A 23,960-nucleotide genomic window follows, 5' to 3' on the forward strand; every position below is an offset into this window, starting at 1 on the left:
TCCTGCTCCTGCTAGCGCCGCCGGAGGCGGACCTCGAAGACGTCCCTCAGCCCGTCGCCGATGAAGTTGAAGGCGAGGACGATGAGAATGATGGCGATTCCGGGCGGGTAGAGCAGCCACCAGTGGCCGCTGAACGTGTCCGCGAGACCGTCGGAGAGCATCCCACCCCAGTTGGCCGCGGGCGGGGGGACGCCGAGCCCGAGGAACGACAGGTAGGCCACGTAGAGGATGGCGTCGGCGACCTGGAAGGTCGCGTTGACGATCACGGTCCCGATGGCGTTGGGGACGATGTGCCGTCGCACCGCGCGGCCTCCGGTGCCCCCCATCGAACGCATGGCCTGGACATACTCGCGAGAGCGCAGGGTCAGCGCCTCGCCCCGCACGAGCCGGGCCGGTCCCAGCCAGGCGAAGGCTCCGATGATGAGGATGAGCATCGGCACACTCGGGGTGACGATGGTGGCCATGAGCATGAAGAGGAACAGCGAGGGAATCGACATCATCGCGTCGACGACCCGCATCATCCCCGCGTCCACCCACCCGCCGGCGAATCCGGCGACGGCCCCCCACAGCGTGCCCACGACGGTCGCGAGGATGCCCGCCGCGAGCCCGACGACGATGGAGGTCTGCCCGCCGAGCATGAGACGCCCCAGCTGGTCGTAGCCGACTCCGTCGGTTCCCAGCGGGTGCCCTGCCGTACCGGGGGACAGATATACCGCCGCGAGATCGGTGTGCACCTGGTCGGTGTGGTAGAAGAGCGGCCCGATGAAGCAGACCCCGGCCAGCAGGACGAACAGGGCCAGGCCCAGCAGGGCCAGGCGGTTCTCGCCGAAGACCTCCGCCCCCTGGCGCCACAGGCCCCGGACGGGCGCCTCGTCCACGTCGCCCGGCTGCGGCAGGGGGCCACCCGGCTGCCGCAGGGGGTCGCCCGGCGCACCGGTCGCCTCTGCCGGCGCGGTCACGATCGGCTCGCTCGAAGACGGGCCCTCCGGCGCGGTCACGATCGGCTCGCTCGGAGACGGACCCTGGGGTCGACGGCGGCGTAGAGCAGGTCGGCGAGCAGCGCGCCGAGCACGGTCGCGACCGAGACGATCAGGGTGACCCCGAACAGGATCGGGAAGTCGCGCTTCAGCGCCGCCTGCCAGAACAGCTGTCCCATGCCGGGGAAGTTGAACAGCGACTCCACGACCAGGGCACCGCTGAACAGCGCGGGCAGGTACATCCCGAGCAGCGTGATGACGGGGAACAACCCGTTGCGCAGGGTGTGCAGGAGGACCACGCGCCGCTCCGACAGCCCCTTGCCGCGTGCGGTGCGCACGTAGTTCTCGTTGAGGTTGTCGACCATCGAGGAGCGCACGTAACGCGAGTACACCGCGATGGTCACGATGGCGAGCGTGACGGTGGGCAGGACGAGTCCGGCCGGGTCGGCGAGCACCTCCCCCAGGGTGAACCCCTGTGGTGCCTCCGGCGGCAGGATCGGCCAGACCTGCGAGAAAAGGATGATCATCATTAGGCCCATGAAGAAGATCGGCGTGGCGTAGGCCAGCAGTGAGAGCGCGGTGATGGTGTAGTCGGGCCACCGGTTGCGCCGCACCGCCTGGACGACCCCGAGCGGGATGGCCACGACGATGGCCAGCAGTGTCGACAGCAGCGACAGCACCATGGTCTTGGGCAGCCGCTGGCCGATGGCCTCGGTGACCGACTGGTTGAGCTGGAACGAGTAGCCGAGGTCTCCCTGCAGCAGGCGCTGTACGTACATCACGTACTGCTGGGCCCAGGGGCGGTCGTAGCCCATTTCGTGGTCGAACGCCGCCAGCTGCTCCAGCGTCGCCTCCTTGCCCAGGGTGGCCCGCGCCGCGCCTCCCGGCAGGAGGTGCAGGATGACGAATGTGATCATCGTGACGAGCACGACGATGACGAGGGCCTGGCCCAGGCGCGTGATGAGATACCGGGCCACGGGGGCCCCTCCTTGTTCGGGGGGCTCCGGTGGCCCGGTCAGGCGCCACCGGAGTCCGGGACGGTCAGTGCCTCAGCTCTTCCAGGACCAGTCTTGAAAGAACATTCCGTTCATCGGGTCCTGCGGGTCGACCCCCTGCAGGCCCGACTTGTACGCCGAGATCTGGTACACGGGGTTCGGCATCCACAGCACCGGCAGGTCCTTGGCCAGGTGGTCGTTGTAGGCCTTCAGCGTGGCGTCGTCGCCGGAGAACTGCGTCGCCTCGATGAGCTTGTCGGCCTCGGGGTCGCTGTAGCTTCCCAGGTTGACCGGGGCGCCGGTGGCGAAGAGCCGCTCGCCGCTGGCGAAGGCCGGGTAGTACCAGCTGCCCTGGGAGCCGAAGAAGGACATGTCCCACGAGCAGCTCGCCTCCGACGGCTTGCACGCCGGGGTGACCGCGACCGAGTCGGGCACCTCCTTGATGGTCAGGTCGATCCCGACCTTGGCCATCTGCGACTTGATCTCGGCGAACATCTTCGTCGTCGCGGAGAAGCCGGTCTGGCTGGTGACCGTGAAGGCCAGCGGCGTGCCGGCGGCGATGCCCTCCCCGCACTGGTCCTGACCCGTGCCCGGCTTCTGGCAGGTGGTCCGCCCGTCCGGGGTCACCTTCCACCCGTGGCTTTCCAGCAGTTCCTTGGCCTTGGCGGGGTCGAACGAGTAGGCGCACCCCTCGCTTGACCCGTTGGTGCCCGGCTTGAGAGGAACGGGACCGCATGTCGGCGAGGCCATGCCGGACCAGATGACCTTGCTGATCGTCGGCTGGTCGATGAGCATCTGCATCGCCTGGCGCAGGTACGGCTGCTTGAACACGGGCCCGGACTTGGGGTTGTTGTAGTTCAGCTGCAGGTAGGTGATGGACCACCCGTACCAGGGCGAAACCGTGTAGCCCTTGGACTCGAGGTATTTCTGCTGGGACAGGTTGGCCGGGGGGACGTACCCGTAGTCGATCTCACCGGCGCGCAGCACGTTGAACTCCGAGTCGTCACCGGTGAACGGCCGCAGCACCACCTTGGACAGCTTCGGCTTGTCGCTGCCGGAGTAGTTCTCGCGAGCGGTGAGGACGACCTCTCCGTTCGGCACGTACTTCTCCAGCTTCCACGCGCCGCTGTTGACCTTCCACAGGTCGTTGGTCGCGTAGGTCTTGGGGTCCTTCGACGCCGCGGTGAGGAAGTCGAAGACCTTCTTGGCGCCGGCGGGGGTGGTGTCGAGGTCACTCACCTGCGCCGTCGCGGAGTCCTTGTCCCAGGCGTGCTGCGGGAGGGGGACGATGCGGTTGAGCTGGTTCCCGACGAACCACGCGGTGTTGTACACCTTCGTCGTCGTCAGCGAGAAGGTCTTCTCGTCCTTGACCGTGAAGTCGGCGATGTTGTCGGGGAAGCCACCGGCCCGGTAGGACGCCCACTTGTCCTTGTTCGCGGTGACGAGGTTGTACCAGAACCGCACGTCGCGGGTGGTGACGGGCTTGCCGTCCGACCAGGTGTTGTCCTTCAGCGTGATCGTCAGGGTCTTGCCGCCGTCGCTCACCTCGGGCGGTTCGGCCATCGAGCGCGCGGGATCGATGTTGTACTTCGCCGAGCCGTCCAGCCGGTATTCGTACAGGTGGCGATACTGCGCCGCGCCGAAGATGGCGTTCTCGCCCTGGGTGAAGCCGGGTGCCGAGATCGGCAGGATCCAGTTGGGGGGCCGGAAGGCGACGGTCACGGTGTCCTTGCCCTGACTTCCGCCCTGGGCGCCTTTCGGCGAACCGCCGCCGCCGCTGCAGGCGGCCAGGCCCAGCCCGATGACGGTCGCGCCGGCTAAGACCGCGGTGCCGCGGAGTGCGCGCCTGTGGAATCTCGTCCGCATGGGTCTCCTCGATTGACGTGCACGTGCCCTGCGCTTTCGGGGGCCGGGGTGCGCTCAATGCGGAGAATGTATAGATGGTTATGTTCGAAGTCAACGGAACTAATCCACTTTGTTCGATCACTTCTTTCGGATTAGAGTCGAAGTCGAACTCGACGGAGGCATCTTTCGGTGGTCTTCGCGATGGTCCATGATGGGCCTCATGCACCGCCTCGGCAGGTGAGGCAGCGCCGGAAGACCGGCCGGAGAAGGAGAGGTATGTCGGATCCGTCGATCCCCGCCAATTTGCGTGACCAGGCCCTCAACCTGCTCGCCAGCGGCGAGGCCGCCTCCCGCGCCGACCTCGTCGAGACGTTGCAGGTCGCGCCCTCGACCGTCTCCGCCGTGGTACGGCGCCTGCTGGACGAGGGCGCCATCCTGGAAGAGGGCGTGGGCCGTTCCACCGGAGGACGGCGACCACGGATCCTTCGCCTGCGCGAGGTCGAGGGCGTCTTCGCCGTGTCCGAGCTGGGCGCCCAGCACGCCCGCGTCGGCGTGTGCTCACCCGACGGGTGGCTGCTCGCGGCCGAGGAAGTGGCCATCGACATCGCCGCCGGTCCCGGCGAGGTGTTCGACGTGGTCGCCCTGGCGTTCACGCGGATCCGGGCGGCGGCCGCCCCCGGTCAGGCATTGCTGGGGGTGGGCATGGCGCTCCCGGGGCCGGTCGAGTTCCCGCGCGGACGGCTGGTCGGCCCCGCCCGCATGCCCGGCTGGAGCGGCGTCGACGCGCAGGCCGACCTCACCGAACGCTTCAACGTGCCCGTGGTCGTCGACAACGACGCCAAGGCGGCGGCGATCGGCGAGCACGCCACCCGTGGCCGGGACACCGGAGACATGATCTACGTCAAGGCCGGCACCGGTATCGGCGGCTGCCTGGTCACCGGTGGCCAGGTCTACCGCGGAGGCCGCGGGCTCAGCGGCGACGTCACCCACGTGCGCGTGGCGGACAGCGGCGAGCGCCACTGCTCCTGCGGCAGCCGCGGCTGCCTGGAGACCGTCGCCAGCGGTGCCGCGCTGGCCCACCAGCTGGAGGAGCGAGGCCTGCCGGTCACCACGACCCGCGACGTCATCGCCGCGGCCGTCGACGCCGAGCCGACCGTGGTGACGATGGTGCGCCACGCCGGTGGACTGCTCGGCGTGGCCCTGTCCGGCCTGGTCAACTTCCTCAACCCCGACGCCGTCGTCATCGGTGGAGCGTTGTCCAGCCTCGACGTCTACGTGGCGGCGGCCCGAGGGATGCTCTACGAGCGCTGCCTGCCGTCCATGACCCAGTCCCTGTCCATCGAGGCCAGCGTCGCGGGCCCGGATGCGGCCCTGGTCGGCCTCGGGCATCTGGTGCGAGCGGCGGCCGACGTCCGCCCTTCCTGAGGAACCCCACCCGTACCCCTTCCCACCGCGAGGAACCGCTCCCTTCACCAGGAGCCCCTCCCCTGTCCCGTTCCCGCCATGAGGAGCCCCGTCCCCTTCACGAGGAGCCTCCACCCGTGCCCCGTTTCCTTCGCTAGGAGCCCTCTCCCGTGTCCCGTTCCCTTCGCATCGCCATCGGCGGCGTACACATCGAGTCCAGCACCTTCTCCCCCCACCTGAGCACCTCCGACGACTTCGAGGTCACCCGCGGGGAAGCGCTCCTGGCGCGCTACGGCTGGCTCTCACCTGCCGAGCCATGGGCCGCCGACGTCGAATGGGTGCCCCTCGTGCACGCGCGGGCCCTTCCCGGCGGTGCGGTCGACCCCGCCGCCTACGACGCCTGGTCCGCCGAGATCCTCGACGGGCTGGCCCGGGCCGGCACCGTGGACGGCGTCCTGCTCGACATCCATGGCGCGATGAGCGTCGTGGGACGGGACGACACCGAAGGTGATCTCGTCACCGCCATCCGATCGGTGATCGGGCCGGAGCCGTTCGTCTCCGCGGCCATGGACCTGCACGGCAACGTCTCGCCCGCCCTGTTCGGCGGCTGCGATCTGCTCACCTGCTATCGCACCGCGCCCCACGTCGACGTGTGGGAGACCCGCGAGCGCGCGGCACGCAACCTGGTCGACGCGCTGCGTCGCGGGCAGCGCCCGCACAAGGCCCTCGTCCACGTTCCGATCCTGCTGCCCGGCGAGATGACCAGCACCCGGCTCGACCCGGCCCGGGGGCTGTATGCCCGCATCCCCGAGATCGAGGCCAGGGAGGGGGTCATCGACGCCGCGATCTGGATCGGTTTCGCCTGGGCCGACCAGCCCCGCTGCCGTGGCGCGGTCGTCGCCACCGGCACCGACGCCGCCGCCACGGCCGAGGCGGCGCGCGAGCTCGGTGAGCACTTCTGGGCCGCGCGCGACGACTTCTCGTTCGTCGCGCCCACCGGCTCCATGGACGAGTGCCTCGACACGGCGCTGGCCGCGATCGCGGACCCCTCCCGGCGCCCGTTCTTCATCAGCGACTCCGGCGACAACCCGGGCGCCGGCGGCGCCGATGACGTCACCTTCGCCCTCGAACGGATGCTGGCCCGCCCGGAGATCCGCGACGGCTCGCTCCGGGCGGTGTACGCCTCACTGGTCGACCCGGAGGCCGTGGCGCAGGTCGCGGACCAGCCGCTCGGTTCGCCGGTCAGCGTACGCGCCGGCGGCCGGATCGACCCGCGGGACCCGGGCCCGCTTCAGCTTGAGGGCGTCCTGGAGGCGGTCACCGAGGACCCCGCCGGCGGGCGGTGCGTGAGCGTGCGGGTGGGCGGCCTCAGCGTGTTCGTCACCTCCCGCCGGATGCAGTACTGCGAGCTGGCCTCCTACGCCCGTCTGGGCATCTCGGTGGACGCGGTGGACCTTGTGGTCGTGAAGATCGGCTACCTCGAACCCGAACTGTTCGACGCGGCCGGCGACTGGCTGCTCGCCCTGACACCCGGTGGCGTCGACCAGGACCTCCAGCGCCTGCCGTACAAGCACCTGCTGAGGCCGGTGTTCCCCCTGGACCGCGACTTCACCGCGGACCTCACCGTGGTCACCCGATGACCGCGCGAAGCGGCCTGACCATGATCATCATTACAAGCGGCTACGAATCCTCACGCCATATGGAATAAAAAGCCACAAATCGAACAATGCACTCAGCGGCGCTCCACGCCACCACCGCGAACGCATTCGAGCGTGCGATTCAATCCGATTTATCGACGCGACCGAAATGCCGGTATGGTTGGCCCGTCGCGGGCGGGCGCGAACGGTCTGCTGCGATATGGCCGATGCGATGCCGAGGAGATACCGTTGAGTCTCGATACCGTCCGCGAAGAAAAGGCTATGCGCCTGGTGGCCAATCGCCTGGTCGGGACATTCACCGACATCCATTCTGCCGAACACGTCGAAAGCACGGTGGAGGTGGCCCACCGCCGCTTCGACGGCCACCCCATCAGGGACTTCGTTCCCATCCTGGTAGAGCGCCTCGTCCGCCGGGAATTGGAAGCACGGACAGAGGAGACGGCGGACGCGAATACGAAGGCGACGGCCGAAAAGCGGCCGGACACAGCCTCCCATGCATTTCCGGACCCCGCCGCGAATGTTCGGCCGGAGACTTCCGAAGACACTTATCATTCAGGTGGGCGTAACCCTGCAGAAACCTCTCGATCATCGTGGGTTAAGAAATCGTGGGCTGGAAATAGAAAATCCCTTCCGGTGCTCGTGGCGGCGGTCGTCGTGGTCGCCGCCGCGGTCATTGTGATCACTACGCGCGGAGAGACCCCGCCTCCGCCCGCGATCGCGAGCAACGCGACCTCCCCCCAGCCCGTGAAGCAGAAGATCGCGCCCTCGCCCACCACGGCGACCTCCCTTCCGCTCGTCACCGTGCATGGCGTGATCGGCTCCGAGAAGCAGGCGTTCTTCGAGGACCCGAAGGTGATCAAGGCGTTCGCCGACAAGGGACTGAAGGTCGAGGTCGACCCGGCGGGCTCACGGCAGATCGCCACCTCGATCAATCTCAAGCGGTATGACTTCGCGTTCCCGTCGAGCGCACCGGCGGCCGACCGGATCCAGCGAGAGAGCAAGGTCAGTACCAAGTACACGCCGTTCTCCTCTCCGATGGCGATCGCGACGTTCCAGCCGATCGCGAAGCTGCTGACCAAGGCGGGGGTCGTGAAGAAGGCGAGCGCCGGGAAGAAGCGGGGTTCCGGAAAGAAGGGCGCAGCGAAACACAAGGCCCTCCGGACCTTCGACTTCGCCCGTTACCTCGACCTGGTCGCCAGGGGCGTGCAGTGGGACCAGCTTGGCGGGAACACCGCCTATCCCGTCCGCAAGAACATCCTGGTCTCCACGACGGATCCGCGCAGCTCGAACTCCGCGGCCATGTATCTGGCCGTCGCCAGCTACGTCGCGAACGGTCACACGATCGTGCAGGGCGCCGCAGCCGAGAAGAACGTGCTCCCCACGATGTCCCAGCTCTTCCTCGGCCAGGGCTACACCGACAACACCAGCGAGGGGCCGTTCGAGGAGTACCTCTCGGTCGGCATGGGCCCGACGCCGTTGGTCTGGATCTATGAGGCCCAGTTCCTGGAGGCCGCCGCGCGAGGGCGGACCAGGCCGGGGATGGTGCTGACGTACCCGTCGCCGACCGTGCTGTCCAAGCACACGCTGGTGCCCCTCGACGCGGACGGCGACCGCGTCGGACGCCTGCTGTCCACCGATCCGGAGCTGCAGCGCCTCGCCACCGAGCACGGGTTCCGCGCGGGTGACGCCACCCGGTTCGCCAAGGTCGCCGCCGACCACGACGTGCCCGTCCCGACCGATCTCATCGACGTGGTCGACGCACCCTCCTACGACACGCTCGAACACCTGCTCGGCAAGGTCGCCAAGTCGTACGGCTGACGCCCCGTTCCTCGAAGGCGTGACGATGCCCCTGGCCGGCCTGCCCGGCCAGGGGCATCCCGCCCGCCAGCGCATGACGGATCCCTCCGAGGAAGCCCGCATCCGCCAGCTCACCGTCACCAACGGCGAGCTCAGGGCCGAACTCCAACGTCTTCGGGCGCAAAATGCGCTACTTCTGGGCCGACTTCGAGAACACGCGGCCACCCGGCACGTCGATCACGATCACCCGCCGGAGCAGGTGAGCTGACATGCCCAACCTCCCCCCGCTCAGAGGATGGCTTCGGATCCCCTCCAACAATTTCGGGCGTGCGATCTCAGTGCGAGATCCGCGTTTACTGTCGGCGCATCAGCAGGCGGCCCTGGCGGAACCGCTCCCCCGCGTGAGGCTCGTGCAGCACCCGGCCGACTTCGACGAAGTCAGCGGCGCGTGCCAGCGCGGCCAGTTCGTCGATCGGCCACCGATATGCCAACGTCACCTTGTGGTCGAAGGGCGCCACCGGCCCTCCTTCGGACTCGAAGAAGCCGAGCAGGAGATGGCCGCCCGGGGCCAGAACGCGGCGGAACTCCCTGAAGTACGCCGGCAGCTCCTGCGGGGGCGTATGAATGACGGAGTACCAGGACACGATGCCCCGCAGCCCTCCGTCGGCCAGGTCCAGGGCGTCCATCGAACCGACCTCGAAGCCCAGCTCCGGATACGCCTCACGGGCAAGATCGATCATCACCGGCGACAGGTCAAGGCCGAAAATGTCCAGTCCCAGCTTCTGCAGGTACGCCGCCACATATCCAGGGCCACATCCGAGCTCGGCGACCGGCCCACCACCGGCGGTCCGCACGACCTCGGCGAACACACCCAGCGCCGCGCGATCCAGCGGCTGGTCATCGAACGCATCCTAAAAGAGGTCAGCGTAAAGAGCGGCGACAGCGTCGTAGGCATCGGCTGTGGCAATGAGATAGGAGGGGCGTTCGATCATGACGGGCCGCCCTACCCGATTCGCCCCAAGATCCATGAAGGGTTCGAAGAGACCTTCTCACTCTCGCCGACGAGATCAACCTCCGGCTCCGAGACATGTCTCTACCGCAACCTTGCTGGTCAAGACGTGTAGCACGCATCAAGGTGCAGGGAACTGCTGAGCCTTTACTTCCCCTAATCAGCCCATGGCCCACGGCCCGCATGGCGGTGCCCGGCGTTCTTAACGAGATCAGGTGGTCCAGCCGAGGGTCTGCTTGAACAGCCGGAAGGCGTGTTCCAGATCGAATCTGTGCAGGAACGTTTGCCGGTGCAGGTCGTAGACGGCATCGGCCACGGTGAGGATCGGCAGGTCACCGTGACCGATGCCCAGCGGTCGGGATCCCCCTTTGCGGCGACCTTCGCGACCTCGGCAGGAAGCAGCGCCGCCTGGACCTGGCGATCGTCGGCGCGCAGGCCACTGACGGCGTCCACGAAGGAGTGTCTGTTTCAACGTGAGCGAGCTCATACCGGCCACTCTAACGCACGTCACAAACATATGTTTAAAACATGTGTATGGTTGGCGGCGTGACGCAAGCAACCATTGCCAGCGACTACAGCTGCCTGTCCAGACGCATCAGGCAAGCCGGACTACTCGATCGGCGGCCGGTCTACTACTTCGCGCGCCTCAGCACCGTGGCCGGGCTGTTCGCCGCGGGACTGATCGCGTTCTTCGCACTCGGTGACTCCTGGCTGCAGATTCCCCTGGCCGCCTGCTTCGCGATCGTCTTCGCTCAGGTCGCGCTCGTCGCCCATGACCTGGCGCACCGCCAGATCTTTGTGAGGAAGGGCCCGAGCGACGCGCTCGGGCGCCTGGCGGGGAATCTTGGCATCGGCCTCGGTTACGGCTGGTGGATGAACAAGCACACCCGCCACCACGCCAACCCCAACCACGAGGACCTCGACCCCGACGTCGTGCCCGACGTACTGGTCTGGTCGCAGGAGCAGGCCAGGAACAGCAGGGGTCTGGCCAGGTTCATCGGCCGCAGGCAGGCGTTCCTGTTCTATCCGCTGCTCCTGCTGGAGGGGCTCAACCTCCATGTGAGCGGGGTGCGGGCATTGCGGCAGCCGTGGATGAAGCACCGCGTACTGGAAGGGACGCTACTGTTCGCCCACTTCGGGCTGTACCTGGCGGCGCTGGCCCTAACCCTGTCGCCGGGCAAGGCACTGGTGTTCTTCGCCGTTCATCAGGGATTGTTCGGCGTCTACATGGGCTGCGTCTTCGCCCCTGGACACAAGGGCATGCCGACGCTGACCGGCAAGGCCGACCTTGACTTCCTGCGCAAGCAGGTGTTGACCACGCGCAACGTGCGCGGCGGCTGGTTCGTCGACATCGCGATGGGCGGGCTCAACTACCAGATCGAGCACCACCTGTTCCCGAACATGCCCACCCCCGGCCTCCGCAAGGCGCAGCCGATCGTGCGCGCCTACTGCCGCCAACTCGGCCTGCCGTACTACGAGACCGGCTTCGTCTCCTCCCACGTGGAGGCCATCAGGCACCTGCACGACGCGGGTGCGCCCATTCGAAGGGAAGCGACCTCATGACCGTCGCATCGGCCCAGCGGGCCGGACGCAAGCAATGGATCGGGCTGGCCGTACTGGTCCTGCCGGTGCTGCTGATCTCCGTCGACCTGCATGTGCTGTCCTACGCGTTGCCGTTCATCAGCACGAGCCTGGCGCCGACCGCCGCGCAGTTGCTGTGGATCATCGACATGTATCCGTTCATCCTGGCCGGGCTGCTGCTGCCGATGGGCACGCTGGGCGACAGGATCGGCCGGAGGAAACTACTGATGATCGGGGCGGCCGCCTTCGGCGCCGCCTCGACCGTGGCCGCGTTCTCCCCCGACGCGGGCACCCTCATCGCCACCCGCGCCCTGCTCGGTGTCGGCGGCGCGACACTGATGCCCTCGACGCTGTCGCTGATCAGGAACATGTTCCACGACGAGCGCCAGCGCCGCGCGGCCATCGCGATCTGGACCGCCGCGTTCGCCGGTGGCGCCATGCTGGGCCCGCTCATGGGCGGCGCTCTCCTGGAGTACTTCTGGTGGGGCTCGGTGTTCCTGGTCAACCTGCCGGTGATGGCGCTCCTGCTCCTGCTAACGCCGCTGCTGCTGCCCGAGTCGCGCGACCCGCGTCCCGGCCGGTTCGACGTGTCCAGCGTGGTGCTGTCGCTGGCCGCGATCCTGCCGACGATCTACGGCATCCAGCACATCGCCGCCGACGGCCTCAGCCTGCTGTCCGTGCTCGCCGTAATAGCGGGGCTGGCGCTCGGCGCCGTGTTCATCCGCCGCCAGCGTCTGGTGCCCGACCCGCTGCTAGACGTGTCGCTGTTCCGCAGCCGCGCCTTCGCCGCCGCGATCGGCACCAACACGCTCGGCGTATTCGCGATGGTCGGCTCCAGCCTGTTCACCACCCAGTACCTGCAGATGGTCATGGGCGTGCGGCCCTTCGTGGCCGGGCTCTACGCGCTGCCGTCCGCGGGCATGGCGATGCTCACCGCGGGACTGGCACCCGCTCTGGTACGGAAGATCCGCCCCGGTCTGATGGTCTGCGCGGGCCTGCTCGTAGGCGCCTCCGGCTTCGCGTTCCTGTCCCTGCTGGACACCGGCGGGCACGCGCTGCCGCTGGTGGTAGGGATCATGCTGATGGCCGGAGGCGTCACGCTCGTGTTGACCGTTTCCTCCGACCTGATCATCGCCGCCGCCCCGCCCGAGCGCGCAGGGTCCGTCGCCGGCCTGTCGCAGGTCGCCACGGAGTTCGGCGGCGCTCTGGGCATCTCGATCCTGGGCAGCATCGGAGCCGCGGTCTTCCGCGCCCAGGCGCCTGGAAGCCAGACCCTGGGCGCCGCGCTCGAGGCCGCCAAGGATCAACCCGCCCTGGCCGCGGCAGCGCGCGAGGCGTTCGTCGCGGGGCAGCACTACGCCATGATCACCGCCGCCGTGCTATTGGTCCTGATGGCGATCCTGCTGCGAGTTCAGCGCACCTAGACCGCGGACGAGTTCCCCAGCCGTGGGCGCGTGATCGGAGTCGATCATCCACTGCACCAGCATGCCGATGACGAGGGTGAGCAGCGCCTTGGACTGCTCACCCTCATCCCCGCTCAGCGTCTCGGCCAGCTCCGCCCGAGCGCGCGCCTGGCCCTCTGCGAGTTGGCCGCGCAGCTCGGGCGAGTGCGGCGCCTGCGCCAGGGCCACAACGTTGGCTCGCCACAGCTCAGGACGCTCGCGGAAGGATCTGGTCATCCCTTCCCAGAACGTCTCCAGGTTCTGCGGCCCCTCGGGCATCGCCTTCAGGATCTCCTGGACCGCGTCGCCGGTCGTCTCGATCATTGCCTGGTTGAGCAGGGCGTCCTTCGAGCGGAAGTGATAATTGATCGCCGCCAGGTTGCTGCCCGAGATGGCGATGATGTCGCGTACGGTCGTCTTGGCATAGCCGCGCTCGGCCAGGCACTGCTTGGCTGCGGCCAGCAAATCCTCAGGAACTCCCACAGGGATACACTATCAAACACTTGTTTCAAACAGGCGTTTCGCAAGCCCTGTGATGACGGCAGCAAAGACGAAAAGCCCGGCACCTCTTCGGCGCCGGGATCATCGATTCTGCCAATCTTATGCCCGCCCCAAGCACCAGCTGCTGGGCTACGACGCCTTCGAACTCACCCGGAAGGCGCTGAGTGCGCAGCTTCCCAGCGATGCCGACGATGTGATCATCGAACGGTCAACCCACTGACGTCCCCGCGCTGCACGGCCACGAACCCATCTGGAACATGTCGTCAGCTTCTTGGACGCCTGCGATTCCTGGCTGCGAGTAGAGATCGATTCGCGCAACGAGATGCGGCACTCTTCGTTCTCATTCTCATCCTCGACAGAGACGACCAGACCCGGTGCGACGTAGAAGGATGTCGCGTAACTGGGGCTACATCCATGTTCGCGTATTTCCGCGACGTCCATGTTCATCCTCCTGGAGTGGCATCTGCGTACGTCAGTCTCCGGCGAGCGCAGCGTGGACGGACGAGACCGCGCTCGCGCCGTCGCCGACGGCCGTGGCCACGCGTTTCGTCGAACCCGAGCGCAGGTCGCCGACCGCGAAGACCCGGGGTGCGCTCGTCTGGTACGGCAAGGTCGATCCGGCGGGCAGGCCGACGTCAGTGAGCACGAACCCGTTCTCGGCCTTGGCCACGCCGGTCAGCCAGCCCGACACCGGGTCGGCGCCGACGAAGCAGAACAGCGCACGGCTGGCCAGGCATGCCGGCCGCTCGCCGGACCGTTCGACGACGACCGACGTGAGGGTGTCGTCGCCGGCCAGTTCGCTGACTGTGCTGCCGGTGTGGACTCGGATCCGGGAATTGGCCTGGATCCGGTCGGTCAGGTAGGACGACATGCGGGCTGCGAGGTCGTGGCCGCGGACGACCAGATCGACCGTCGCGCCGCGGGCGGCGAGGGACAGAGCCGCCTGCCCGGCCGAGTTGGCGCCCCCGACGACGGTCACCGGCCGGCCCTCGTAGCCCCGGACGTCCGGCTCGGTCGCGGCGTACCGGATGCAGCCGGACTGCTCGAACGCCGCCCATCCGGGGATGTCCAGACGCCGGTATCGGACGCCGGTGGCGGCGATCACCGCGCGGCACTCGACGCGGGCCCCGTCCTCCAGGACGACGACCGGCCGCCGCTCGTCGGAGAGGTCGAGGCCCTTCACAACGCAGGGCGAGTGGATGCGTACACCGAACTTGAGGGCCTGGACCATGGCCAGGCGGGTCAGGTTCACGCCGCTGATCCCGTCCGGGAAGCCCAGGTAGTTCTCGATGCGGGCGCTCTTGGCGGCCTGGCCGCCGAGCCCGCTCCGGTCCAGCAGCACGGTGACCAGGCCCTCGGACGCCCCGTACACGGCGGCGGCCAGGCCCGCGGGACCGGCGCCCACGACGACGAGGTCGACCGGACCTCCGCCGTCCCGGTACGTGAGGCCGAGCGTCTGCGCGACCGTTCCCGGCGTCGCGCGCCGCACCACCGAACCGTTGGCGATGGCCGCCGGGAGGTCGGCCTCCGTCAGCCCGGCCGAGGTCATGAGGGAACGCCCGGGGGGTGAGGTGGCGCTGCGCCAGGTGTGGGGCAGCAGCATCTGCGTCACGTAGCCGCGCAGTTCCAGGGTCTCCGCGGAGTCCGGCCGGCCGACGATCTCCAGGGTGCCGCCTGCCGCCGCGCGGAAGACCTCGCGCCGCTCCTGGAACGCCGCGAGCATCAGTCCGGCGATGTCGTCCTGCTCAGCGAGGGCCCGGCGCAGTCGCGCCGCCCCGATGCGGACGACCGTCCCGGCGGACGTCACCCGGGCGGTCAGGTAGACCTGCTGTCCGGTCAGAAGGTTGAGCTCGCCGAGGAAGTCTCCGGGGCCGCCCCGGTAGATCAGGCGTTCCGGCTCGATCGCCGTCACGTCCCGGATGATGTCCACCGTCGCCGTCCGGAGCAGGAAGAAGTCGTAGGAGTCGTCGCCGGAGGTGTACAGGTTCCGGCCGGCCTCGACGTGCTCCTCCTCTCCGTATCCGGCAAGGCGGCGGAACTGCTCGTCGTCGAGGACCGGTCCGCGCCGGGCCGGACGGTGACGCTTCGGCCGAGCGACGGTCACGACGTACAGGAGCAAACCCGCCGACGTTAAGACGAAACCGGCCCAGACAGTGGACAAGGTGCCCCAGCCGGCTTCCAGGGTGACCGCGCCGCCGATCGCGCCGAGGGAGTTGGCCAGGTTGAGGGCGGCCAGGTTGAGCGCGCCCATCAGGGTCGGGGCGTCCGGCGCGAAGCCGGTCAGCCTGACCTGGATGGTGGGGATCGCGAACATCATGGTCGCGCCGACGCCGAACAGACACGGCAGTAGGACCAGCAGATCGCTGCCCGCCACGCCGATCAGCACCAACAGCGCCAGGACGCCGCCGTACCCCCAGATCAGGCCCCGGTGCTCGTACCGGTCCGCGACTCGCCCGCCGAGGTGGTTGCCGACCGCCATGCCGAGGCCGAAGACGGCCAGGGCGACGGGGATGAGCGCGGCGTCCCGCCGCGCCGCGTCGGTGACGAAGGGGCCGATGAACGTGTAGACGGCGAAGATGCTGGAGATGCCGAGCGAGGCGACGGCGACCATCAGCCAGACGTTGATCCGGCGCAGGCCGTTCAGCTCGCTCCTGACGGGGCTGCCGTGCAGGTCGTCGGTACGGGGCAACCAGGCGACCAGTGCGATGCCGGCCAGCAGGCCGACGGCGACCACGGTCCAGTACATGACACGCCACCCGGCGTGCTGGCCGATGAAGGTACCGAGCGGCGACCCGGCGATGGTGGCGACGGTGAGTCCCCCCATCACGGTGGCGAACGCCTTGCCGCCCTTGCCCGGCCCGTACACGTACGCGGCGACGACCGCCCCGGCGCCGAAGAACGCCCCCTGCACGCTGCCCGCGACAAAGCGGAAGACGACGAGCAGCACGATGTTCGGCGCCAGCGCGGACAGCCCATTGCCCACCAGGAAGAGCACGACCAGGCCGAGCAGCAGCGTTCGCCGGTTGACCCGGGCGGCGAGCAGAGTGATCAGCGGAGAACCGATCACCACCCCGAAGGCGTAGGCGGTGATCGCGTACGTGGCGACCGGGATCGACACGTCCAGGTCGGCGGCGAAGAGCTGGATGATGCCGTTGCTGCCGAACTCGCCGGTGCCGATCGCGAAGGTGCCCAGTGCCAGCGCGAACAGAGCGAGCCTGGGGTTGACGGCGGGCTTCTCGGCGGAGGTGCGCCGTTTCTCCTCGGCGGCGCACTGGCCTTCGTACGCGCGGACGAACATGGTCAGCGGGCTGCGCGCTTGATGAGGCCGGCGGTCACGGCGGGTTGGGAGATCATCGCGACGTGCGAGGAACCGACCTCGCGCACCTGCGACCCGGCCCGCCGCGCCATGAACCGCTGCGCCTCGGCGGGCAGCACCTGGTCGTTCCTGGCGACGAGGTAGTAGGAGGGAATGGTCTTCCACGCCGGAGCTCCAGAGGGCTCCCCGAGCGTGCGCGCGTCAGCGGGCCGCTGGCCGGCGTGCATCAGGTCGGTGGTCGATTTCGGTACGTCACCGGCGAAGACGTCGTGGAAGAACTCCTTCTTGATGTAGCCGTCGACGAGGCCCTCACCGTAGGGGCGGAAGTCCAGCGCCGCCTCGTCGAGCTTGCTGCCGGGGAATTTCGTCTGCAGTTGCAGCAGCGAATCGCCCTCGTCGGGGGCGAACGCGGCCACGTAGACGAGTGCTTTCACGTTCGGGTTGCCGGCCGCGGCGTTCGTGGCGACGATCCCGCCGTAGGAGTGCGCAGCCACGACGATCGGGCCACTGAGGGTGGCGAGAACACTGGCCAGGTAGGCCGAGTCGGTGGCCACGCTGCGCAGCGGGTTCGCGGGCGCGATGACCGGATAGCCGTCGCGGATGAGCTTGGCGGCGACGTCGTTCCAGCCGGAAGCGTCGGCGAACGCGCCGTGCACAAGGACCACGGTGGGTTTGGGCTTGGCTTCCGTATGGGAATGTGCCTGCGCCTCGGACGTTCCCAGCAGCGTGCCGGTTACGACCGCGGCGGATCCGGCCAACACGGCTCGGCGAGTTGTCGTCATGATGTTGCACCTTTCACCTCGAATTGCGGTCAATGTTGATTCCGGGCACTTGACGATCACTGAACGAGCGATTCAATCGTCGTCCAGTACGCCGATCTAGCCTGCGGCCATGAAATCGGCGAAAAGCGCAAGCGCCCGGATCTGGGGCCTGCGCTTCCATCTGCTCTTCTACGTCCTGAGCAATCTGGCCCAGGTCATCGTGTGGTGGGTCTACGACCCCGGCCACTTTTTCTGGCCTCTGTGGTCGATCGTCTTCTGGGGCGTCGGGCTGGCCTTTCATTTCTGGGGTGTCTACTCGCCGCCCAAATCCAGAATCGAGTACTGAGCCGTGTCGTTCTTCGCCGAGTTCGTGCGCGCCCCCATGACGGTCGGGGCGGTCGTGCCGAGCGGTCCGGCGCTGGCCATGGCGGCGACGGCGGTGGTGCCCCGGACCGGTTCCCCGGTCGTGGTGGAACTCGGTCCGGGCACCGGCGCCTTCACCGGCGCCATCCAGCGGCGCCTCGCGGGTCGCGGCCGGCACATCGCCGTCGAGATCAACCCACGGTTCGCATGGCGGTTGGCCGAACTCCATCCGGCGGTCGACGTCGTGACCGCGGACGCGGCCGGCCTTGCCACGGTGCTGACGCAGCGCGGGCTCAACGAGGCCGATGTCGTGGTCAGCGGCCTTCCCTGGGCGGCGTTCACCGAGAACAGGCAGCATGACGTGCTGTCATCGGTGTCCGCCGCGCTGCCGCCGCACGGCGTGTTCACCACCTTCGCGTACGTGCACGCCCGATGGGCACCACCCGCGCGGGCGCTGCTGCGATCCCTGCGGTCACGCTTCGACGAGGTCGTCGTCAGCCGGACGGTGTGGGCCAACCTCCCACCCGCGCTGGTCTACTACTGCCGTCGCCCCAACACCCGCTGAGCGGTCAGGTCGGCGAGCAGTCACTCGTCGCGGTGTGCGAACGGGTGCGCCTCACGTTCGACGGACGACGTCCGGGCCCGTTCGGGAGCGGCTCGGACGGCGAGGAAAGGGCGCCGCTCGCCCGTATAAGCCACGGAGTCTTGATCGCGCTCCGCATCGTTGCGTTGTCTGGATCAGCCGACCTGGAGCAAAGGCAGGCTGCTCCGCACGGAATGCCAAAACTTGTCAGCATGCCCCAGAATGTCCGCCATGGATTCCCCCTTGGTTCTGGCCAGTCTGCCTTACGCTCTCGGCATCGTCATGCTCGGCCTGGGTCTCGGCCTGACCCTGGACGACTTCCGGCGGGTGGGCCAGTATCCGAAGGCGGCCGTGGTTGCGCTGCTGTGCCAGGTCGTGCTGCTGCCGGCGATCTGCTTCGGCCTGGTGGTGGCGTTCCGGCTCCCGCCGGAACTGGCGGTCGGGATGATGGTGGTCGCGGCGTCGCCCGGTGGCCCCACGGCCAACCTGTTCAGCCACCTGTTCGGCGGGAACGTCGCGCTGAATGTCACGCTCACCGCGGTCAACTCGGTGCTGGTTGTGGTCACCCTGCCGATCGTGGTGAACCTCTCGGCCGGGTACTTCCTCCCCGGCGGGGCCACCCTCGGGCTGCAGTTTGACAAGTTGCAGCAGGTCTTCGTGATGGTGCTCGGGCCGGTCGCGATCGGGATGCTCGTGCGCGCGCTGGCACCGCGGGTGGCGCAGCGGCTCAACCTCCCCGTCCGGGTGCTGTCAGTTGTGGTCCTGGTCACGGTCATCTCCGCCGTGCTGTACGGGGCGCGGGAGAACCTCGTCGACTATTTCGTCTCGGTCGGGCTGGCCGTGCTGGCTTTCAACATCGTGAGCCTGCTGATCGGCTACGGCGTGCCGCGCCTGGCCGGCGTCGACCACCGCGCGGCCACCGCGGCCGGGTTCGAGATCGGCATCCACAACACCGCGCTCGCCATCACGATCGCGCTGAGCCCGGCGCTGTTGAACAGTGCCGAGATCGCCATCCCGGGCGCGGTGTACGGCATTGTCATGTTCTTCACGGCGCCCGGGTTCGGCTGGTTGATCAGCCGTCGAACTCGGACGAGCTCCGCCCTGTGACCCTTCTCGGCCGTGCGGCCTGATGTCGTGACCTGACACCGAAGGCGGTTCCCCGCGACGGTGTCGCTCGTGCTGAGCAGTGCGATCAAAGCTCGGCAAGGAAGCTCTCTGCGCGGCGGGCGAAGAGGTGGGACTCACGTTCGTTGGACTGGTCGCGGGCCTTTTCCGCAGCGGCTCGTACGACTTCGGCGGGTTCGCCGCGGGCGTGGAGCAGGCGTGCCCGCAGCAGCAGCACAAGTCCTTCGGCGTAGCGTTGGCCGTAGGCCTCCAGTGCCTGGTCCGCTCGGTCGAGGGCGATGGCCGCCTTGTCCGGCCTACCGGCGGCCAACCACATCTCGGCGAGCAGTCCGTGGTGGTACGCGACGCCCCACCGCGGCGGGTCGACCAGCGTCCCGGCCACGAGCTGTTCGGCCTCCGCCGCGATACCGGCCGGGTCATCGCCGGTGAGGGCACGGGCCCAGTACCAGTTCAGCCGGATGTAGTGCTCCTGCTGGATGGCGGCACGGCCGGTGCCAACGGCCGTCCACCGGTCGATCGTGCGCATCACCCAGCCCGCGTCACCGGCCATCGAGGCGATGATGGTGATGTAGTAGGCCCAGGTCGCGACCGCATACGAGTCGTCGGGGCCGTTCCACTTGTCGATCATGACCCCCGCCGTCTCGACGTCACCATGTAGCGCCGTAATGACGGCCAGCCAGCCGGGCCACTCACCCGAGACGTCACGCCGGATCGGGGTCTCGCTGTGCGAGGAGACGACCCCGTCGAGAAGAGCGGGGTTGTTCTCGCTGAAGCACCGGTATGCCTCGCCGATGTTGCCGATGTCCCACTGGTGCAGGCCCCAGGCTTGCCGGCCGTACACTCGGACGACCAGATCGGAGGACGCCTCCCCTTGGTCGTACAGCCGGCGGACCAGACGAACGCGGTCCCACTCCAGGAAGGTGTAGGCCCCGAACAGGCGAGCGAAGAGGAGGCCCGCGGCCTCTACCTCCCGGCCGAGTTGGCGGGCCAGAAGTTCCGCACGCTCCAGCAGATCGAAGGTCGTGCCGCCGAACCCGGCTTGCCGACGCGGGGCGATGGCGAGGAGCGACAGGGCGGAGAGCTCGAGTTCCGGAAGCCCGGCGGTCCGCGCGATCTGGGCGGCAGATTCCAGGTGCCGATCTGCGGCGGCGAACGCGAGCTTGGCCGCCGCGCGACGACCTGCGCGCTTCAGCGCCTCTGCGATACGAACCGGGTCGGCGAGGTGCCTGGCGGCCCACAGGTGGAAGGCGAGGCGTTCGGTGATGGACTCGTCGTCCGCTTGGCTTTCTTCGAGCGCGTCCGCGACCCGCAGGTGCAGCCGGGTGGCACGCCCGTGCGCCATGGTCTCCGTGACCGATTCGCGAACCAGGTCGTGCGCGAAGCGCCACGAGAACGGGTCCTCCGGCTCCGATTCGAGCAGGCCGAGCGCGCGCAGCGGTTCGAGGCGTTCGAGACAGTCCGCGACGTCGGCACCGGCGGCGCGGGCGAGCAGGCTGAGGTCTACGTCGCGGCCGATCAGCGCCGCGACCTGCAAAAGGTCGCGAGCGTTGTCGTCGAGGCCGACCATCCGATCGCGGACGACGTCTCGCACGGTGGACGGCACCCCGGCCCGAGCCGATGCGTCACCGTCGCCGAGCGCGCCGCGGTCGCTGAGAAGCCGCGACAGTTCCCGGACGAAGAAAGGATTGCCGGCGGTGCGAACGTGGATGTTGCGGGCGATGTCCGTGCTGGGTTCGTGGCCGGTCTCGCGGCGGATGAGTTCGGCCACGTCGGTCAGGCTGAGCGGACCGAGCCGGATCCTGCGGTGGCTGGGCAGCCGGCTGGCCGCGGCCAGTGCCCGCGAAAGGTCGGAGCCGGGTGTCGGTGCGCGGTCGCGAAGGGCGCCGATGATCGCGGTTCCGGTGGGTAGCCGGCCCACCACGTGGCCGAACAGTTGGAGCGAAGCGGCATCGATCCATTGAAGATCGTCCATGACCAGCAACATCGGCCGTTCCGCCGAAGCCTGGCCGATAACAGTGACGACCTGCTCGAACAGGCGGAACTGGGCACGGCTGCCGGCAACCGGCGGCGCGGCGTCATCGTCTCCGGATTCGAGGAGACGACCGAGTTCGCCGGCCCGCCACTTCTCACGCGCCGACGCGGGCAGGCTGTCGAGGACAACGGTGAGCGCCTGCTCCCATGGCCACATCGATGGTGTTCCGTCGCCTTCCAAACTGGAAGCCCAGACGACGAGCGCGCCACGCCGGTCCGCGACGGCGGCGGCCTCCTCCAGCAGGCGCGTCTTCCCCGCGCCCGGTTCGCCTTCGACGATGGCGAGCCCGGTGCGGCCGGTGAGCGCCGCCTCGATGGCCTGCCGAAGCACGCCGAGTTCCTCGCCCCGGCCGACCAGTCCGGCTGCCTGCCTCGCCGGTGACCGGTCACCCTCACTCTCCGTGCTCGTCACCACCGGCGGCCTCGGGGTCTGCGTCAGGACGCGCAGGTGCGCGGCCTGCAGCGCCGGGCCGGGGTCGATGCCCAGCTCCTCGGCGAGGCGGTCACGGACCGCGTGGAACGCTGACAGCGCCTCCGCCTGCCGTCCAGCGGCGCCGAGCGCGGTGATGAGGCCGGCATGTACGGGTTCGTGGAACAGCGCCATCGACGCGGCCAACTGCAACGGCGGGATCACCCGCTCCGGTCGATGTAACGCCACGGCCAGTTCGGCCGCTGCCGTGCAGGCGGCGTGGAATTCGTCGTCGAGGGCGGCCAAGACCGGCATCGCGATCGATCCATAGGAAAGTCCGTCCCCCGCGGGTCCCTGCCAGAGGCCGAGCGCTGTGACGTAGTGGTCGAGCGCCACTTCGCGTGCTTGCTCGGCGAGGGCGGCCTGGGCGGCTTCGAGGAGTTCCCGGAACGTGACCAGGTCGAGCGTGCCGGGTCTGGCGCTGAACACGTACGCGTCGCCGCGTCGGTGCAGGTATGTACCGGCCGCCCGGGCGGGGACCGCGGGTTCGAGCACCCGCCGCAATGCCCCGATGTATTTCTGGATGATGTTGAGCGCGCTGGCGGGGGCGTCCTCGGCCCAGATCAGGTCGATCAATTCTCGCGTGCTGACCGGACGGCCCACGCGCGCCAGGAGCAGGGCCAACAGCTGCGCCTGCTGTCGGGGGCCGGCGTCCAGTTCGACGCCATCGCGCCACAGCCGCAACGGACCGAGGATCTGCAGGCGCAGCGAACCGGCGCCGACCAACAGACCTTCGCCGTCGGGCCTAACGGGATGGGCTGGCCCAGTCACGTCTGTCGACTCCCAGATGGGCATTGCAGATTTGTCCGCTTGCAACCCGTTTCGGGCCGCAGTGTGCACCGAGTCTACTGGTCCAGGATTGGTCGTAGAAGGTTCGGCGGACACGCCACCTCGAGCCGAGTTGAGTGAACGAGCGGAACGCCGGAAAGGCGTGATCGAGCACGTCTTCCGCCACACCCGTAATGGACCGAGATTCGTTCAGTAGTAGTCAAGTTCGCATTCGTATGTTGAGTCTGGGGCGGCGATGAGGCGCTTCTACGCTCGCCGTGACCTCCATGAAAGCGACGACCCGTCCGCGCAGGCACATGACCTGCCTCCGACACCAGCCCATGCGTAACCCGAGCCATAAGGAGCGTTGGATGCCGACTCGCGTGAACCGGCAGACCGTCGATCTATCCGCCTATCCCGACCTCATGGTCCTGTACCTCGGCATGCGGGTGAATCGTCTGTACGGGATCCGGACCTTCTTCAGCTTCGGCCGGAAGATCAGTGAGTCGGTCGCGGGCAAGCCGGAGGGGCTGCTGCTGCACGAGCCCGTGTACTACTCGTTCTTCCCGATGAACATGGGGATGCGCCAGTACTGGCGGGACCTGCCGTCGCTGCTCACCTTTGCCCGGTCCGAGCCGCATCGGGAGTGGTGGCTGGACTTCCTGCGGGACTCGGGCGGAACCGGTTTCTGGCACGAGACGTACTCGATCAGGGGCGGCATGGAGGCCGTCTACGACGACGTGCCCAAGCCGCTCGGGTTCGGACGGTTCGCCGGGATCCGGCGCGCTCGTGGACCCATGTTCGGTTCCGCGGCTCGCCTGGGACGCACCGAGCACGGCAGCCCGGTCCTGAGTGAGACGGACCTCTACGAGTCCTAGCCGCTCGGGCCACCGTCGATGACCACAGAGTGTCCGCCCTGTGACACCGACCGTCGGCAGAATGCCAAGGGAGCGATTCGAAAGGCCGCCGGCCTCGGCGATGTGCGCTTCCACGACCTGCGGCATACCTGCGTGACGCTCCTGCTCAACCTCGGAGTTCCGCCCCAGGTCGTCCGCGACATCGTCGGCCATAGCGACATCGAGGTGACCATGACCATCTACGCCCACGCCTCCCTCGATGAGAAACGCAAGGCTCTTGGGAAGCTTGGCGGAGTTCTCGACTGATCATCGAAGTGGTCGGCGGGGTATCAGTTTCGCCTGGTGCCCCGCTTTGCCCTGCGCTTCGACGAGGTCGTCATCAGTCGAGCCGAGTGGGCCAACGTCCCACCCGACGTCGTCTACTACTGCCGCCGCCCGTACGCGGCCTGCGCCGATCTCGATGCGTGACGCACGGCGT

At 68.3% G+C, this 23,960-nt stretch carries 20 protein-coding genes and 1 pseudogene; 13 read left to right on the forward strand and 8 right to left on the reverse strand.

The features are described from left to right. Positions 1-11 precede the first annotated feature (11 nt). The 3 genes from ACFY2X_RS13280 to ACFY2X_RS13290 all read right to left on the reverse strand — a co-directional run bounded on the left by ACFY2X_RS13280 (position 12) and on the right by ACFY2X_RS13290 (position 3,838). A complete protein-coding gene (locus ACFY2X_RS13280) occupies positions 12-998 on the reverse strand; it encodes an ABC transporter permease (protein ID WP_389937074.1) in 987 nt (328 codons plus the stop codon). Then, on the reverse strand, positions 995-1,954 hold the full coding sequence (locus ACFY2X_RS13285; protein ID WP_389937078.1) for an ABC transporter permease: 960 nt from the start codon (positions 1,952-1,954) through the stop codon (positions 995-997). The genes ACFY2X_RS13280 and ACFY2X_RS13285 overlap by 4 nt, the downstream gene beginning before the upstream one ends. A gap of 72 nt (positions 1,955-2,026) precedes the next feature. Beyond that, positions 2,027-3,838 carry a peptide ABC transporter substrate-binding protein gene (locus tag ACFY2X_RS13290; RefSeq protein WP_389937080.1) on the reverse strand — a complete coding sequence of 604 codons (1,812 nt, stop codon included), beginning with the start codon at positions 3,836-3,838 and terminating at the stop codon, positions 2,027-2,029. Between the two features lie 255 nt (positions 3,839-4,093). Between ACFY2X_RS13290 and ACFY2X_RS13295 the strand changes: the two genes are divergently transcribed. The 5 genes and pseudogenes from ACFY2X_RS13295 (at position 4,094) to ACFY2X_RS13315 (ending at position 8,944) form a co-directional block, all read left to right on the forward strand. Further along, complete coding sequence (locus ACFY2X_RS13295; RefSeq protein WP_389937083.1) at positions 4,094-5,242, forward strand: ROK family protein; 1,149 nt, start codon at positions 4,094-4,096, stop codon at positions 5,240-5,242. 149 nt (positions 5,243-5,391) lie between these two features. Next, positions 5,392-6,861 carry a M81 family metallopeptidase gene (locus tag ACFY2X_RS13300; RefSeq protein ID WP_389937085.1) on the forward strand — a complete coding sequence of 490 codons (1,470 nt, stop codon included), beginning with the start codon at positions 5,392-5,394 and terminating at the stop codon, positions 6,859-6,861. A gap of 279 nt (positions 6,862-7,140) precedes the next feature. Continuing rightward, positions 7,141-7,287, forward strand: a pseudogene (locus ACFY2X_RS13305) (three-helix bundle dimerization domain-containing protein); the annotation flags it as partial. A 225-nt stretch (positions 7,288-7,512) separates the two neighbouring features. After that, positions 7,513-8,697: a hypothetical protein gene (locus ACFY2X_RS13310; RefSeq protein WP_389937697.1), complete on the forward strand. Its 1,185-nt coding sequence runs from the start codon at positions 7,513-7,515 to the stop codon at positions 8,695-8,697. A gap of 19 nt (positions 8,698-8,716) precedes the next feature. After that, positions 8,717-8,944 carry a hypothetical protein gene (locus ACFY2X_RS13315; RefSeq protein ID WP_389937088.1) on the forward strand — a complete coding sequence of 76 codons (228 nt, stop codon included), beginning with the start codon at positions 8,717-8,719 and terminating at the stop codon, positions 8,942-8,944. Positions 8,945-9,029: 85 nt separating this feature from the next. Here ACFY2X_RS13315 and ACFY2X_RS13320 read toward each other — a convergent pair whose 3' ends face one another. Then, the gene (locus tag ACFY2X_RS13320) at positions 9,030-9,545 is read right to left on the reverse strand and encodes a class I SAM-dependent methyltransferase (RefSeq protein WP_389937091.1); all 516 of its coding nucleotides are present in this window, start codon (positions 9,543-9,545) and stop codon (positions 9,030-9,032) included. 686 nt (positions 9,546-10,231) lie between these two features. On the opposite strand from ACFY2X_RS13320, the gene ACFY2X_RS13325 reads away from it, so the two are divergent. Next, a complete protein-coding gene (locus ACFY2X_RS13325; RefSeq protein ID WP_389937094.1) occupies positions 10,232-11,248 on the forward strand; it encodes a fatty acid desaturase family protein in 1,017 nt (338 codons plus the stop codon). Further along, positions 11,245-12,690 carry an MFS transporter gene (locus tag ACFY2X_RS13330; protein ID WP_389937097.1) on the forward strand — a complete coding sequence of 482 codons (1,446 nt, stop codon included), beginning with the start codon at positions 11,245-11,247 and terminating at the stop codon, positions 12,688-12,690. The genes ACFY2X_RS13325 and ACFY2X_RS13330 overlap by 4 nt, the downstream gene beginning before the upstream one ends. Here the strand turns inward: ACFY2X_RS13330 and ACFY2X_RS13335 are convergent. The 3 genes from ACFY2X_RS13335 to ACFY2X_RS13345 all read right to left on the reverse strand — a co-directional run bounded on the left by ACFY2X_RS13335 (position 12,646) and on the right by ACFY2X_RS13345 (position 17,307). Next, positions 12,646-13,191 (reverse strand): TetR/AcrR family transcriptional regulator, encoded by a 546-nt coding sequence (locus ACFY2X_RS13335; RefSeq protein ID WP_389937099.1) that lies wholly within the window; start codon positions 13,189-13,191, stop codon positions 12,646-12,648. The genes ACFY2X_RS13330 and ACFY2X_RS13335 overlap by 45 nt on opposite strands. A 490-nt stretch (positions 13,192-13,681) precedes the next feature. After that, on the reverse strand, positions 13,682-16,507 hold the full coding sequence (locus ACFY2X_RS13340) for an MFS transporter (protein WP_389937102.1): 2,826 nt from the start codon (positions 16,505-16,507) through the stop codon (positions 13,682-13,684). Positions 16,508-16,509: 2 nt separating this feature from the next. Next, the gene (locus tag ACFY2X_RS13345; protein WP_389937104.1) at positions 16,510-17,307 is read right to left on the reverse strand and encodes an alpha/beta fold hydrolase; all 798 of its coding nucleotides are present in this window, start codon (positions 17,305-17,307) and stop codon (positions 16,510-16,512) included. A gap of 109 nt (positions 17,308-17,416) precedes the next feature. Here ACFY2X_RS13345 and ACFY2X_RS13350 point away from each other — a divergent pair, with 109 nt between their 5' ends. From ACFY2X_RS13350 to ACFY2X_RS13360, 3 genes are all read left to right on the forward strand, one after another. Then, entirely contained in the window at positions 17,417-17,632 is a 216-nt protein-coding gene (locus ACFY2X_RS13350) for a 2TM domain-containing protein (protein WP_389937107.1), read from the forward strand. Between the two features lie 3 nt (positions 17,633-17,635). Further along, positions 17,636-18,214: a class I SAM-dependent methyltransferase gene (locus ACFY2X_RS13355; RefSeq protein WP_389937109.1), complete on the forward strand. Its 579-nt coding sequence runs from the start codon at positions 17,636-17,638 to the stop codon at positions 18,212-18,214. A 249-nt stretch (positions 18,215-18,463) separates the two neighbouring features. Further along, positions 18,464-19,339 (forward strand): bile acid:sodium symporter family protein, encoded by an 876-nt coding sequence (locus ACFY2X_RS13360; RefSeq protein ID WP_389937111.1) that lies wholly within the window; start codon positions 18,464-18,466, stop codon positions 19,337-19,339. A gap of 85 nt (positions 19,340-19,424) precedes the next feature. On the opposite strand, the gene ACFY2X_RS13365 is transcribed toward ACFY2X_RS13360, so the two are convergent. Beyond that, positions 19,425-22,628, reverse strand: coding sequence for an ATP-binding protein (locus ACFY2X_RS13365; RefSeq protein WP_389937113.1), 3,204 nt, complete (start codon positions 22,626-22,628; stop codon positions 19,425-19,427). Between the two features lie 368 nt (positions 22,629-22,996). Here ACFY2X_RS13365 and ACFY2X_RS13370 point away from each other — a divergent pair, with 368 nt between their 5' ends. Genes ACFY2X_RS13370 through ACFY2X_RS13380 form a run of 3 tightly spaced genes read left to right on the forward strand, consistent with a single transcriptional unit; the run spans position 22,997 to position 23,950 of the window. After that, a complete protein-coding gene (locus ACFY2X_RS13370; RefSeq protein ID WP_389937114.1) occupies positions 22,997-23,503 on the forward strand; it encodes a monooxygenase family protein in 507 nt (168 codons plus the stop codon). 18 nt (positions 23,504-23,521) lie between these two features. After that, positions 23,522-23,788, forward strand: a complete 267-nt coding sequence (locus tag ACFY2X_RS13375) for a tyrosine-type recombinase/integrase (protein WP_389937117.1) — start codon at positions 23,522-23,524, stop codon at positions 23,786-23,788. A gap of 36 nt (positions 23,789-23,824) precedes the next feature. After that, positions 23,825-23,950, forward strand: a complete 126-nt coding sequence (locus ACFY2X_RS13380; RefSeq protein WP_389937120.1) for a hypothetical protein — start codon at positions 23,825-23,827, stop codon at positions 23,948-23,950. Positions 23,951-23,960: the final 10 nt, after the last annotated feature.

It is taken from the genome of Streptosporangium sp. NPDC000396, from assembly GCF_042898655.1.
Lineage (GTDB): Bacteria > Actinomycetota > Actinomycetes > Streptosporangiales > Streptosporangiaceae > Streptosporangium.

Bases quoted from the DNA above. Each gene is read 5' to 3' on its own strand.
- ACFY2X_RS13360 (WP_389937111.1), top strand. From the start codon at position 18,464: ATGGATTCCCCCTTGGTTCTGGCCAGTCTGCCTTACGCTCTCGGCATC.
- ACFY2X_RS13330 (WP_389937097.1), top strand. From the start codon at position 11,245: ATGACCGTCGCATCGGCCCAGCGGGCCGGACGCAAGCAATGGATCGGG.
- ACFY2X_RS13370 (WP_389937114.1), top strand. From the start codon at position 22,997: ATGCCGACTCGCGTGAACCGGCAGACCGTCGATCTATCCGCCTATCCC.
- ACFY2X_RS13350 (WP_389937107.1), top strand. From the start codon at position 17,417: ATGAAATCGGCGAAAAGCGCAAGCGCCCGGATCTGGGGCCTGCGCTTC.
- ACFY2X_RS13295 (WP_389937083.1), top strand. From the start codon at position 4,094: ATGTCGGATCCGTCGATCCCCGCCAATTTGCGTGACCAGGCCCTCAAC.
- ACFY2X_RS13375 (WP_389937117.1), top strand. From the start codon at position 23,522: ATGACCACAGAGTGTCCGCCCTGTGACACCGACCGTCGGCAGAATGCC.
- ACFY2X_RS13345 (WP_389937104.1), bottom strand. From the start codon at position 17,307: ATGACGACAACTCGCCGAGCCGTGTTGGCCGGATCCGCCGCGGTCGTA.
- ACFY2X_RS13290 (WP_389937080.1), bottom strand. From the start codon at position 3,838: ATGCGGACGAGATTCCACAGGCGCGCACTCCGCGGCACCGCGGTCTTA.
- ACFY2X_RS13340 (WP_389937102.1), bottom strand. From the start codon at position 16,507: ATGTTCGTCCGCGCGTACGAAGGCCAGTGCGCCGCCGAGGAGAAACGG.